The sequence below is a fragment of the Mesobacillus maritimus genome (genome assembly GCF_044803185.1).
Taxonomy (GTDB): Bacteria; Bacillota; Bacilli; order Bacillales; family Cytobacillaceae; genus Mesobacillus_B; species Mesobacillus_B maritimus_B.
In genome coordinates this window covers 3,748,945-3,761,571 of sequence record NZ_CP085225.1, presented here as the reverse complement: position 1 = coordinate 3,761,571, position 12,627 = coordinate 3,748,945, and the positions used below count along the sequence as shown (strand labels likewise).

Sequence of the window (12,627 nt, the reverse complement as noted above, 5' to 3'; positions counted from 1 at the left end):
GAAGGTGTAGGGCGAAAATCGCTCTACACCAAATAAAAAGTCATGAAATTGTCACATAAATATTCCGAATTTTTCGTATATAATAAAAACAACATATATCTATATAGGAGGAATGAACAATCAATGCGTGAATCCAAAAACTGTCATCATCGCTTTTCAGTCCATGAAGAGAATCTGGGGTTTTTAACAGATGATGGTATCGATGTATTTGTTGCAGGTGCAAGATTCCAAAAGACAATCAGTTGTGGTCATATGGAGACCCCAAACGAGAACAATGATGTGTTGGTTGCTTCCTTGGTAGAAAAAAGAAATGAGTCCCCAACTCCAAAAAATTTGTACTTAAATCTAATAAACTTTTAATTTTAATTTCCTGGGCATGATGCCTGGGATTTTTTTGTGTAAAGTAAAAGATAAAAAAATGTGAGGTTTTGGATAATTGTATGCGTTGTTTACATCCAGCTGCATGCCCAGGAATAAGTGTACTACGCTAAACGTGCGCTGGAGCTTTTGTACTTTGGTGCTATTAACAACAGTGAGAAGTCAATTATGAAGAACTCACTAAAATAAACTATTAGAAATTTTTTTGGAATAAGGATTTTTTTGTTGAATGTTTTCACTACTTCCGTGTTCAAAACCTTTGTGCTAAAGAGGAAGCAGTGGTAAAATAGCTATGAAAACGGTTATCCCCTGAATTTTAACATTATTCATATTTTTGAATTCAATCTGGATGCCGCGCTCAACTATATACGAAATGGTAGGGGAATTTTCTATGAGTAAACCTGACACCAGTCAAGGGTTCTTGTCTGGTTTTCACGGTCCGAATTTGGGGTATATTGTTGAACTGTATGAAAAATACCTTGAGGATCCGAATTCCATTGATCCAGAAGTAAGGGAATATTTTGATCAGGGAAACATTCCTACACTTGAACTAGGTACGACAACTAGAGAAAATGTTATTGAAAATCTTCAAGAAAGCAATACTGAAAAAATAATTGCTGCTATTCGAATGGCAGAACATATTAGGGGGTACGGGCACTTATCTGCTAATGTATCTCCCTTGGAAATACCAAGAAAAGACGAACGTATCGAACCAGGCCAGTGGGGACTTACTAGAAGTGATTTGGAAAAAATCCCAGCCCACCTCATATGCCCTGATGCTCCCGCGAATGTGCGGAATGGTGCGGAAGCAATTGACCATTTGAAACAGGTCTATACTAGTACAATTGCGTTTGAATATCACCAAGTACATGACGTTGAGGAAAAAAATTGGTTACGTCAAAGAATTGAAAATGGACGATTACTACCATCCTTGAAAAATAAAAAAAAGCTCGCTTTATTAAAGCGTTTAACTGAAGTTGAAGAGTTTGAGAGGTTTCTACATCGAACTTTTGTTGGACAAAAGCGCTTTTCCATTGAAGGGCTAGACACAATGGTCCCGTTAATTGATGAAGTCATTTCAGAGGCTGTCAGGGACGGGGTGGAAACCGTAAATATTGGGATGGCCCATCGAGGTCGTCTGAATGTTTTAGCACACGTTCTTGAAAAGCCATACGAAATGATTTTCGCTGAATTCCAGCATGCCCCGAATAAGGAGCTTGTTCCTTCGGAGGGCTCGATTGGGATTAACTTTGGTTGGACTGGTGATGTAAAATATCATCTAGGTTTGGATAGGCAAATTAAAACAGAAAGCACAGCAAAAGTACGCCTAACGTTAGCTAATAATCCTAGTCACCTTGAATTTGCAGGGGCTGTTGTAGAAGGATTTACGAGAGCTGCTCAGGAAGATAGGGGGTTACCAGGCTATCCAAAGCAAAATGCTTCCAAGGCTCTGGCTATCCTTATTCATGGGGATGCTGCATTTCCAGGGCAGGGAATTGTCGCTGAGACCCTAAACCTTAGTCGGTTAATAGGTTATAACACAGGTGGTACGGTCCATATCATTGCAAATAATACGATTGGGTTTACCACTGAATCGACCGATTCCCGTTCAACAAGGTATGCTAGTGATTTAGCAAAAGGGTTTGAAATTCCAATTCTCCATGTCAATGCAGATGATCCAGAAGCTTGTGTGATGGCTGCTTTGTTAGCAACCGACTATCGGGCAAAGTTTGGCAAAGACTTCCTAATCGATTTGATCGGCTATAGACGCTACGGGCATAACGAAATGGATGAGCCAATGACAACAAACCCAATGATGTACAAACTCATTCAAAAGCACCCAACACCTAAGTCCGTTTATGCGGAGAAGTTAAGAAAAGAGGGGTCTATTGAGGACGAGCAACTAACAGCTATGGAGGCAGCTGTTTTAGATAAGTTATCTACTGCGTATGAGAAAGTACCCAAAAAGAGTGAGCATGATTTAAGTGAGGTTGAAGTACCTGAAATCGTTGAAAAAGGCCTGCCACGAATTCATACAGCGGTTTCGAATGATAAGCTTACTCAAATCAACGAAGACTTGTTAAACTGGCCAGAAGGCTTTAAAGTCTTTGGGAAACTTGAACGTATACTAAAAAGAAGGCAAGGGGCTTTTGATGGAGATGGCAAGGTGGATTGGGCACTTGCTGAAACTATCGCCTTCGCTTCGATTATTGCAGATGGTACACCTGTCCGTCTTTCAGGGCAAGATTCTGAGAGAGGAACATTCGCTCACCGTAACATTGTGTTGCACGATCCGGAGACTGGGAAACACTTTTCTCCTTTGCACACTTTACCGAATGCAAAGGCTTCCTTTGCGGTACACAATAGTCCACTCTCTGAAGCAGGTGTCCTAGGTTTTGAATATGGTTATAATGTCTTTTCACCAGAAACGCTCGTCCTCTGGGAAGCACAATATGGTGATTTTGCAAATGCCGCCCAAGTTATTTTTGATCAGTTTATTGCTGCTGGAAGGGCTAAATGGGGACAAAAATCAGGGCTTGTTATGCTCCTACCACATGGGTATGAAGGGCAAGGACCAGAACACTCAAGTGGTCGTTTTGAACGTTTCTTGACACTAGCAGCTGAAAACAACTGGACGGTAGCAAACCTAACTTCAGCAGCACAGTATTTTCATATATTACGGAGGCAGGCTGCCATTTTAGAGGAAGAGGTTGTTCGTCCACTTGTTTTGATGACGCCAAAAAGCCTACTCAGAAATCCAATGGTTGCTTCAAGTCCAGCAGAGTTCAGTGAGGGTGAATTCCAGTCTGTTATCAGTCAACCTGGTTTAGGAGCTGACTTTAATAAGATTGAGAGAGTCGTGCTTTGTACAGGAAAGATTGCCATTGATCTGGCTGAAAAAGTGAATCCTACGGAACATGACTGGCTCCAAATATTAAGATTAGAAGAAATCTATCCATTCCCATTTAAATCTCTTGAGCAGCAGTTTAGCCAATTCCCTAATCTGAAGGAAGTGGTATGGATTCAAGAAGAACCAAAAAACATGGGGGCATGGACGTTTGTAGAGCCGCGAATTAATGAAGCGCTTCACGGGAAGTTGACGGTCTCTTATCTCGGCCGCAGGAGACGCTCAAGTCCAGCTGAAGGTGAACCGGATATTCATAAAATTGAACAAGCACGTTTAATTGGAGAAGCATTAACCAGAAGGTAAAGGAGAGGACTTAAGTTGGCAGAAATCAAAGTTCCAGAATTAGCAGAAACGATTAGTGAAGGAACAATCGCCCAATGGTTAAAAAAGCCAGGCGATTATGTGGGCAAAGGGGAATACGTGGTCGAGCTTGAAACAGATAAAGTAAATGTAGAGATTATCTCAGAGCATGAGGGTACTCTTACAGAGTTAAGAGCAGAAGAAGGCGACACAGTTCAGGTTGGTGAAACCATCGCCATCGTGAGTGAGGATGGGGCATCTGCGACGTCTGCAGGAGAAAAACACCAAGTATTAGAGAGCGAAGTTGAGGGACAAAGCGAGTTAAAAATCGAAGCCCCTTTAAGCGAAAAGCAAGAAGGTGAGAGTCTGCAAACAAAGAAGAGTGAAAGAGTTATTGCCTCTCCTGCTGCTAGAAAGCTTGCAAGGGAAAAAGGCATTGACTTAAGTGAAATCCCTGCAGTCGATCCACTAGGTCGAGTTCGCAAACAGGATGTAACCAATTATGACCCTGAAATTACTAAACAGGCTACTTCTACACAGAAACAAGCACCTAAGCCGGAGGCACAGAGCAAACCAGCTGTTCAGGGGTCTGTAGAGGAAAATGGGAAGCCTGTTGAACGAGTGAAGATGTCGCGTCGCCGGCAAACCATTGCCAACAGACTAGTAGAAGTTCAGCAGAATGCTGCAATGTTGACAACATTCAATGAGGTTGATATGACAGCGGTAATGGAGCTTAGAAAGAGATGGAAAGACCGTTTTTATGAGGAAAACGATGTTCGCTTAGGCTTTATGTCATTCTTCACGAAGGCTGTCGTTGCTGCATTGAAGAAAACTCCATATCTGAATGCAGAGATTCAAGGCAATGAGATTCTAATGAAGAAGTACTATGATATCGGTGTCGCTGTTTCCACAGATGAAGGGCTTGTTGTTCCAGTTATCCGTGACGCAGATCGAAAGAATTTCTCTGAGATCGAAGGAAACCTTGTTGAACTTGCTGAGAAGGCAAGGACAAACAAACTCTCTCTAGGTGATCTTCAAGGCGGTACATTCACGATTACAAATGGTGGGGTATTTGGCTCATTATTATCTACGCCAATTTTGAACGGGCCACAGGTCGGAATTCTCGGGATGCATACTATCCAGCTCCGTCCTGTAGCGATTGATAAAGAGCGAATGGAAAACCGCCCGATGATGTATATTGCACTTTCGTATGACCATCGTATTGTCGATGGGAAAGAAGCGGTAACCTTCTTGAAGAAAGTGAAAGAACTAATTGAAGACCCAGAATCCTTATTGTTTGGGAGTTAATAACGGACTCAAAGCACCAGCTCAATCAAAACGCTGATGCTTTGGGTTTTTTTTGTTGCGCGAGATTAGATGAAGGAAAAAATAAAAAAGCCGCAAAATGCGGCGATTCTAGGAAAATATTTATCGTGTTTTTTTAGGTTTTAACCCGCGACGAGAAATTTCGTCTTTTAAGATTTTTGCCCATTCCTTATCCTGCTCTGACTTCAATGCATCACGATATGAGACCACCAATTGTTCATTGCTCATAATTTTCATTTGACGTCCTCCTCAGAAAGAATGGTTAGAACTTTCAGTTATTATTAAGTTTTAGTTAATTGTAAGGGTTTACAGAGTGTTTGAAAACCCCTTTTCACAAATTTTCTTGAAAGTAATGAAGTTGTAAAAAAGAAATATGTTTTTTAGAAAATTATGGCTGTATGTTAACAAAATGTTCATGGAAGATATGAACATTTTGTTACAACTTCATATGTTCTTACAATTAGAGACTATTAATCTCTATAATATATATACAATAGACACGTTGGCTATTGTAAAAAGCAAACAGGATTGATAGGGGGAGTCTAAATGAAATGGTTTCTAATTACTTTATTATCCCTGTTTGGCTTCCTGTTTTTAAGTAAAGGAATCGAACTATGGACTGCGATTGATCAAGTTGATGCGAATGGCATGGCCATAAGTTTTCTTGGGGTAGAAGTGAGTGAAGGTGTAATAAAAGAAAAGCTTCCTAGTTTTGCGTTTGGTTTTACAGCGGCAGCTATCATTCCTATTTTAGTTGTTATCAATATAGCGATCAAATCGAAAATAATAAAAGAAAAAAATCGCCCTATTGTTTGAGTCTGGACATTCCTGTTCCAGGCTCTTTTTTGTTTTTTTTTTGAATAAGCTTGCATGCTTATATAATAATAGGCTTGTATAGGTTTAAACCAAGCAATATTTGTGGTAAATAAACAATACAAGTCACGAAGGAAAATTAGAGGAAGAGGGATTGAAATGAACCTATTTACCGAAACTGGGATTTATGAAGTGGTATATCGAGGTACTCACTTTTCCTTTTTACGCTATATTAGAATGGATTATATTTGTGATGTTCGTTATGTAACGCTAAAGAATATCATGACAGGTGAAATGTATACCTTTGATTATGAAGGTATCCTTGGTATTCGTGAGATAAGTCGTTCTATTCAAGCATATGCCAGCTAAGGAAATTAATGTTGCGTTTTTATGGGCTACTTCTTTATACTATATGATAACGAGTATAAAGGAGTGCTAAAAAATGATTCATTTAAATTGGCAAGAACGTCAAACCGTAAAAAGGATAAAATGTGTGCATACAGATGCAAAAAAATATATTGTAAACCGGGTTTTAACTCCTGGGAAAGAATATGATGTAAAAAATGAAACAGACGAATTTTATTTCATCATTGATAACTCCGGGAAAATTGGAGGCTATTATAAAGATTATTTTACTGAAGAAAATTAATGAGGATGCCAGTGCATCCTCACATAACAAAAAGGGTTCCGAAAGTTTCGGAACCCTTTTAATTTTTTTGTGCATCATTCTGGTTGTGCGTTCACTTCAACAGATTTTGGCTGATACAACTTTCTTGAAAGCAGGTTTTGAAGAATCAAAAATACTCCGCCTACAGCCCAGTAAAGTGGAAGCGCCGATGGGGCATTTAATGAAACCATCACAATCATAAATGGTGAAAGCAGTCCGATGAATTTCATTTGCTTCTGTTGTTCTGTAGGGATATTGGGCTGAGATAGTTTAAACTGCAGAAAATAAACAATTCCCGCAATCATAGTCATCCATATGTCGGAATGACCGAGATTAAACCAAAGAAAGGAATGAGTTGCGATTTCTTGAGAACCGATAATCGCGTAATACAAGCCCATTAATATCGGCATTTGGATTAACAATGGCAAACAGCCCATATTCAGCGGATTAATACCATGCTTTTGATACAGCCCCATCATTTCCTGCTGTAGTGTCCGTTGTTCCTCGGGATCTTTTGTTTCTTTTAATTTCACTTGAATCACTTCAAGTTCTGGTTTGAACCTATCCATCTTTTCTTTCAGCAATTGCTGATTTTTATGCTGTTTTAACATGGATGGCATTAAAAGCAATCTAAGCAGGACGGTGAGGATAATGATCGATAATCCAAAGCTGCCCCCAGTTAACTCAGCGAATAAATGGATGAGTCGTTCAAACGGCTGAACAAGCGTACTTTGAAAGAACGACGGTTCTTCCATGGATGATTGGCATCCTGTTAATAAAAGTGGAATGGCTGCCATGATAATGAATAATGTCTTTTTCATTTTTCTCCTCCTGATAATGTTATTCTTAAAATGGGAGAAAAATGGACATGTCTTCTTCAGGAGCAATCTTCATTTTAACTTTTCTTAGAACGAGTATATGTAGATCTATGGATAACTCTGCCTGATATTTATAAGCTGAAGCAGATTCAGAAAGTAGAGAGATGTCTTTTCTTAGTGATGATTCAAGGAGTGGTGACTCAACATTAATCAACCAAAGAACCTGTAAAGCTACTGTTAAGAAAAGGGCTATATACAAGGTATAGAGCGCAGTAAAATCATAGCTTTGTATGTATAATTCGAACAAATGGGGTCACCTCAGCATTTGGGTTATAGTAATCGTGGACGAAGTATATACGATTTAAGCTATTATTTTTTAGGATACCTGATAATACGAACAAGTACAATGAAAGTTTCAAGGATATAAAAAAACCATGGAAAATAAATTCCACGGTAAGTATGTTCACACGGATTTAGGAAAATTAGTTGGTTGCTGAACTGTATAAAGGAGGTTTGCCTTTTCAAGGCGATGTCTGACCGTTATGCCAATCCATGATGCCAAGGCTGCTTTGATGAGTCCGACTACAATGAATGGAGCGAAACCGCCCATAAACGCAGCTGTCCAAGATAATTCTGCGGCAATTTTCAACCAAGCTGTCCCAAAACATAAGGTAATTAACATGCCGACTGTGTTCGCTATCATCGCGTATTTAAATGAGTACGCTGTTTTTTCGAGCATCCACCCGATAAAGAAGGCAGTTGGGATAAAACCAACTAAAAAGCCTCCAGTAGGACCGACAATGACGGAAAGGCCCGCAGACATTTCTGCAAATACGGGTATCCCGGCTGCTCCGATTAATATGTAAAGAATGACTGAAATGGTCCCAAATTTTGCACCGAGTATGGTTGCTGCTAGTCCGATTGCCAGCGTTTGGCCCGTTATCGGTACAAGAGGTAGTGGGATGGTTATTTGCGCTAATATCCCAATTATGGCGGCAAATAGTGCAGTTATAATCATCATTCTCAATTTTATCCGTTCCTTCGTCATTTGAAATTACCCTCCTTCTTTTAAGTTAACCTAAATTCATAATGGTTAACATATATAATGTAATGTTTTCTGAAAAATATGTCAACAACCTTTTGTAAACTTTAAGAGGAAGATGACGCAAAAAAACAGCAGAGTCACACTTAAGTGATTCTGCTGTTCACATACGCCGCTGACTAGGGCTCTTGCACTTTTCTAAATATATTGAACTTCAGCTGTCAGGAGCTGATAGGCTCTTTCCACAGATTCCTCCGATGGCGGTTCCACATCTTTTAATGGATATTCCAGCCCAAGTGCTTCCCATTTATAGACACCGAGTTTATGGTAGGGAAGCACTTCAATTTTTTTAACGTTTTGTAAAGTACCGATGAACTTGCCAAGCTTTTCAAGATCTTCCGTTGCATCAGTCGTACCTGGAACTAGGACATGGCGAACCCACACTGGCACCTGTTTATCGGAGAGATGACGGGCGAAAGTGAGAATATGCTCGTTGGTAAGTCCTGTTAACTTTTTATGCTTTTCGCGGTCGATATGCTTAAGGTCGAGCAAAATTAAATCGGTATACTTCAACAATTCCTCAAACTGTTTTTGGAAGTGATCATTGGATGAATAACAGCCTCCAGAAGAATCAATTGTAGTATGGATTCCTAATCTCTTACATTCTTTAAAAAGTTCAATTAAGAACGGGATTTGTAAAAGAGGCTCGCCTCCGCTTACAGTAATTCCGCCACCAGATGCTTCAATAAAGGGAAGGTAGGTCTTTAAATCATCAATGATTTCAGAAACAGACATTTGTTTACCTGTTCCAATTTCCCAGGTATCTGCATTGTGGCAAAATTGGCAGCGAAGTAGGCACCCCTGCGTAAATACGATATACCTTATGCCTGGACCGTCTACCGTGCCCAATGTTTCAATTGAATGAATGTTTCCGAACATGATGAAAAACCCCTTTCGATTTAAATGCGGAAGCGCCTTGGCGCTTCCGCATATTCATTTACATTGTTTCATGGAAGGTACGATTAATTACATCTAACTGTTGTTCACGAGTTAGTTTAATGAAGTTAACCGCATATCCGGAAACACGAATGGTTAGCTGTGGATACTCTTCTGGATGTTCCATAGCATCTAAAAGTGTTTCACGGTTAAAGACGTTTACGTTTAGGTGATGTCCTGTTTTAGCGGCATAACCGTCAAGGATTGCTACAAGGTTTTTAGTTTGGGCCTCTTCTTCTTTTCCAAGTGCTTTAGGCACGATTGAGAAGGTATTAGAAATCCCATCCAATGCATACTCATAAGGAAGCTTCGCTACAGATGAAAGGGAAGCAAGTGTACCTTTTGTATCACGACCATGCATTGGGTTCGCACCTGGTGCAAATGGTTCACCCGCACGACGACCATCAGGAGTATTACCTGTTTTCTTACCGTAAACAACGTTTGATGTAATAGTAAGAATAGACATTGTATGCATAGATCCACGGTAAGTTGGATGTTTCTTAAGCTTCTTCATGAAGTTTTGTACAAGTTCAACCGCAATACTATCTACGCGATCATCATTGTTTCCGTATTTAGGGAAATCGCCTTCTGTTTCAAAGTCGACAGCAAGCCCGTTTTCGTCACGGATGACTTTTACCTTTGCGTGTTTAATCGCACTTAGTGAATCAGCTACTACGCTTAACCCAGCAATACCAGTTGCCATTGTGCGAAGGATTTCTGTATCATGAAGTGCCATTTCAATACGCTCATAGCTATACTTATCGTGCATATAATGAATGATGTTTAAGGTATTAATGTAAAGACCTGCAAGCCATTCCATCATATTATCAAAGCTTTCCATTACCTCTTTGTAATCAAGGACATCTGATGTAATTGGCTGGAATTTAGGTCCAACTTGAATTTTAAGCTTTTCATCCACACCACCATTAATTGCATAGAGAAGGGCTTTTGCAAGGTTTGCACGTGCCCCGAAAAATTGCATTTGCTTGCCGATTTCCATAGCGGATACACAGCAGGCAATTCCGTAATCATCGCCATACTCTGGACGCATGATATCGTCATTTTCATACTGGATTGAGCTTGTTTTAATTGACATTTTTGCACAATACTTTTTGAAGTTTTCAGGAAGCTGAGTAGACCATAAAACAGTAAGGTTTGGCTCTGGAGCTGGCCCAAGATTATCAAGAGTATGCAAGAAGCGGAAGGAGTTCTTTGTGACAAGAGCACGTCCATCCTGTGCCATACCACCAATGGATTCTGTTACCCAAGTTGGATCACCACTGAATAGCTCATTGTAATCAGGTGTTCTTGCAAATTTAACAAGGCGAAGCTTCATAACAAAATGGTCAACAAGCTCTTGTGCTTCTTGTTCTGTTAAAGTACCGTTAGCGATGTCACGCTCTACATAAATGTCTAAGAATGTAGATACGCGACCAAGACTCATTGCCGCACCGTTTTGTTCCTTAATAGCAGCTAGGTAAGCAAAATATACCCACTGGAACGCTTCTTTTGCATTAGTTGCTGGTTTGGAAATGTCAAAACCATAGCTCCCGGCTAGTTGTTTTAATTCATTTAATGCACGGTATTGTTCAGAGATTTCTTCACGAAGTCTGATGGTGTCTTCAGTCATAACAGAACTAGTTGATTCATGAGCTTTTTTCTTTTCAGCCATTAGGAAGTCTACGCCGTATAGAGCTACACGTCTGTAGTCACCAATAATCCGTCCACGACCATAGGCATCAGGTAGACCAGTGATGATACCGGCTTTACGAGCTAAAAGCATCTCTTTTGTATAAGCATCGAAGACACCTTGGTTATGTGTTTTACGGAAATCAGTGAAAATCTTTTCAACTTCTTTGTTCAGATCATAGCCATAGGACTCAAGAGCAGCTTTTGCCATTCTGATACCACCAAAAGGCTGCATAGAACGCTTAAATGGTTCATCGGTTTGAACCCCGACAATCGTTTCTTTGTTTTGATCAAGGTATCCTGGACCGTGAGAAGTAATCGTTGAGACGATTTCGGTATCCATGTCATAGACACCACCATTATCACGTTCCTTTTTCGTTAAATCCATTACTTGCTTCCAGAGCTCGTTAGTTGCAGGGGTTGCTTCTGCAAGGAATTCATCATTACCGTTATATTGTGTAAAGTTCTTTAGAATAAAATCGCGAACATTGATCTCTTTTTGCCATTTTCCGCCAGTAAAACCGTTCCACTGATTCTTTTTAGTTTCATCTTTTACAATCGTGTTTACCATTTTAACTTCACCTCGGGATAACGTTTTTTATATATAACAGTTGCTACACTTATATCATACTACGACTGAGACAGATATGCTGTGACGAAATTGTGAATTTATGAACAACGTTATAAAATAAGGATTTATATTATTTTTGAATATAATTTCATTAAAACTGTACTATAATGGTTTTTGCGTGTGTTCATACTGTTATATAGAAGGTGTAGGTTTAATAACCTGCTTCTGTGATTACAGTATATCAAACAATGTTTTCACTATTCATAGGTGGTTATGAACCTTTTGTGAATTGAAGTGATTTAAAACACAAAAAAACAGGAGAAGTTCTCCTGTCCTCAAATGTATGACTTCAACGGTCACAGTACGCTTTGTTTAGTGCACTGAGGGCTCTAATCTACCACTATATACGCAATCATTGGTCCATTGCTATTTTTGTCATGATGAATCGTACAAATTAGGCGATAGACTCCTTCTTCTTTAAATTGAACAGGGACAATGGTTTCTTCTCCTTTTTTCACTGTCCCCCTAATATCAGTGCCCTCAATTTCAAAAGGATGCTCCATTCCATTAATTCCGTAAATATTAAGTGCTACTTTTTCATCTTTTTCAAGAAAAATCACCCCAGGATCCCAACGATAGGATTCAATTTCTTTTCCTGCTTCGGTAACGGCTTTAAATTCACCCGTTACAAGATGTATTTCCCGCATCTTTTCTCCTGTATCTGGGGTAACGACGGTTTCCGCTTCTGGTGTCCGCAAAAACCATAGGGAAGCACTAGCTACCACAATTGCCAAGATGACGATTAAAAATAAGTTTTGTTTTTTTATTACATAAAATCGCATTGGCTCACCTCCTATAACTTGTCCTTGGTCTATCATATGCTGACTACTATGGAAAACTTGTCTACTATTTGAAAAAAGTGAAGTTGCTGATGGGGTTAATAGATTTGCGCTGCAAAATCGATGTAGGAGGTGGGTGTAATAATAATTAAAGGCTGTTTTCGTAAAGATTGTTGTTAAAATTGTAAAAATCTTAAAGCCGATTTTTACTACCTGAAGCCGATTTTAACGCAAGATAAGCTATTTGGTACGTGATAAGAAGTTTGGGCGCTCTTTTCTC

13 protein-coding genes are annotated in these 12,627 nt (G+C 39.6%); 6 read left to right on the top strand and 7 right to left on the bottom strand.

The annotated features are described in order from the left end of the window. The first annotated feature begins 123 nt into the window (after positions 1-123). The 3 genes from LG336_RS18200 to odhB all read left to right on the top strand — a co-directional run bounded on the left by LG336_RS18200 (position 124) and on the right by odhB (position 4,894). Positions 124-360, top strand: a complete 237-nt coding sequence (locus LG336_RS18200) for a hypothetical protein (RefSeq protein ID WP_404328914.1) — start codon at positions 124-126, stop codon at positions 358-360. Positions 361-769: 409 nt separating this feature from the next. After that, positions 770-3,589 carry a 2-oxoglutarate dehydrogenase E1 component gene (sucA, locus tag LG336_RS18195; protein ID WP_404328913.1) on the top strand — a complete coding sequence of 940 codons (2,820 nt, stop codon included), beginning with the start codon at positions 770-772 and terminating at the stop codon, positions 3,587-3,589. Positions 3,590-3,604: 15 nt separating this feature from the next. After that, positions 3,605-4,894 carry a 2-oxoglutarate dehydrogenase complex dihydrolipoyllysine-residue succinyltransferase gene (gene odhB / locus LG336_RS18190; protein ID WP_404328912.1) on the top strand — a complete coding sequence of 430 codons (1,290 nt, stop codon included), beginning with the start codon at positions 3,605-3,607 and terminating at the stop codon, positions 4,892-4,894. A gap of 120 nt (positions 4,895-5,014) precedes the next feature. Here the strand turns inward: odhB and sda are convergent, their stop codons facing one another. Beyond that, positions 5,015-5,149: a sporulation histidine kinase inhibitor Sda gene (gene sda / locus LG336_RS18185; protein ID WP_404328911.1), complete on the bottom strand. Its 135-nt coding sequence runs from the start codon at positions 5,147-5,149 to the stop codon at positions 5,015-5,017. 309 nt (positions 5,150-5,458) lie between these two features. On the opposite strand from sda, the gene LG336_RS18180 reads away from it, so the two are divergent. From LG336_RS18180 to LG336_RS18170, 3 genes are all read left to right on the top strand, one after another. Continuing rightward, entirely contained in the window at positions 5,459-5,728 is a 270-nt protein-coding gene (locus tag LG336_RS18180) for a hypothetical protein (protein ID WP_404328910.1), read from the top strand. 156 nt (positions 5,729-5,884) lie between these two features. Then, a complete protein-coding gene (locus LG336_RS18175) occupies positions 5,885-6,094 on the top strand; it encodes a hypothetical protein (protein ID WP_404328909.1) in 210 nt (69 codons plus the stop codon). Between the two features lie 73 nt (positions 6,095-6,167). After that, positions 6,168-6,374, top strand: coding sequence for a DUF6501 family protein (locus LG336_RS18170; RefSeq protein WP_404328908.1), 207 nt, complete (start codon positions 6,168-6,170; stop codon positions 6,372-6,374). A gap of 74 nt (positions 6,375-6,448) precedes the next feature. On the opposite strand, the gene yidC is transcribed toward LG336_RS18170, so the two are convergent. From yidC to LG336_RS18140, 6 genes are all read right to left on the bottom strand, one after another. Continuing rightward, positions 6,449-7,213, bottom strand: coding sequence for a membrane protein insertase YidC (gene yidC, locus LG336_RS18165; protein WP_404328907.1), 765 nt, complete (start codon positions 7,211-7,213; stop codon positions 6,449-6,451). 25 nt (positions 7,214-7,238) lie between these two features. Continuing rightward, positions 7,239-7,517, bottom strand: a complete 279-nt coding sequence (locus LG336_RS18160; protein ID WP_404328906.1) for a hypothetical protein — start codon at positions 7,515-7,517, stop codon at positions 7,239-7,241. Between the two features lie 156 nt (positions 7,518-7,673). Beyond that, positions 7,674-8,258 carry a biotin transporter BioY gene (locus tag LG336_RS18155; RefSeq protein ID WP_404328905.1) on the bottom strand — a complete coding sequence of 195 codons (585 nt, stop codon included), beginning with the start codon at positions 8,256-8,258 and terminating at the stop codon, positions 7,674-7,676. A gap of 192 nt (positions 8,259-8,450) precedes the next feature. Then, positions 8,451-9,191, bottom strand: coding sequence for a pyruvate formate-lyase-activating protein (gene pflA, locus LG336_RS18150; protein ID WP_404328904.1), 741 nt, complete (start codon positions 9,189-9,191; stop codon positions 8,451-8,453). Between the two features lie 58 nt (positions 9,192-9,249). Next, on the bottom strand, positions 9,250-11,508 hold the full coding sequence (pflB, locus tag LG336_RS18145) for a formate C-acetyltransferase (protein WP_404328903.1): 2,259 nt from the start codon (positions 11,506-11,508) through the stop codon (positions 9,250-9,252). A gap of 389 nt (positions 11,509-11,897) precedes the next feature. Next, positions 11,898-12,350 (bottom strand): hypothetical protein, encoded by a 453-nt coding sequence (locus LG336_RS18140; RefSeq protein WP_404328902.1) that lies wholly within the window; start codon positions 12,348-12,350, stop codon positions 11,898-11,900. Positions 12,351-12,627: the final 277 nt, after the last annotated feature.

Excerpts from the sequence above, each read along its gene's own strand:
- LG336_RS18200 (WP_404328914.1), top strand. The coding sequence starts at position 124 with ATGCGTGAATCCAAAAACTGTCATCATCGCTTTTCAGTCCATGAAGAG.
- sucA (WP_404328913.1), top strand. The coding sequence starts at position 770 with ATGAGTAAACCTGACACCAGTCAAGGGTTCTTGTCTGGTTTTCACGGT.
- sda (WP_404328911.1), bottom strand. The coding sequence starts at position 5,149 with ATGAAAATTATGAGCAATGAACAATTGGTGGTCTCATATCGTGATGCA.
- LG336_RS18180 (WP_404328910.1), top strand. The coding sequence starts at position 5,459 with ATGAAATGGTTTCTAATTACTTTATTATCCCTGTTTGGCTTCCTGTTT.
- LG336_RS18175 (WP_404328909.1), top strand. The coding sequence starts at position 5,885 with ATGAACCTATTTACCGAAACTGGGATTTATGAAGTGGTATATCGAGGT.
- LG336_RS18170 (WP_404328908.1), top strand. The coding sequence starts at position 6,168 with ATGATTCATTTAAATTGGCAAGAACGTCAAACCGTAAAAAGGATAAAA.
- yidC (WP_404328907.1), bottom strand. The coding sequence starts at position 7,213 with ATGAAAAAGACATTATTCATTATCATGGCAGCCATTCCACTTTTATTA.
- LG336_RS18155 (WP_404328905.1), bottom strand. The coding sequence starts at position 8,258 with ATGACGAAGGAACGGATAAAATTGAGAATGATGATTATAACTGCACTA.
- pflA (WP_404328904.1), bottom strand. The coding sequence starts at position 9,191 with ATGTTCGGAAACATTCATTCAATTGAAACATTGGGCACGGTAGACGGT.
- pflB (WP_404328903.1), bottom strand. The coding sequence starts at position 11,508 with ATGGTAAACACGATTGTAAAAGATGAAACTAAAAAGAATCAGTGGAAC.
- LG336_RS18140 (WP_404328902.1), bottom strand. The coding sequence starts at position 12,350 with ATGCGATTTTATGTAATAAAAAAACAAAACTTATTTTTAATCGTCATC.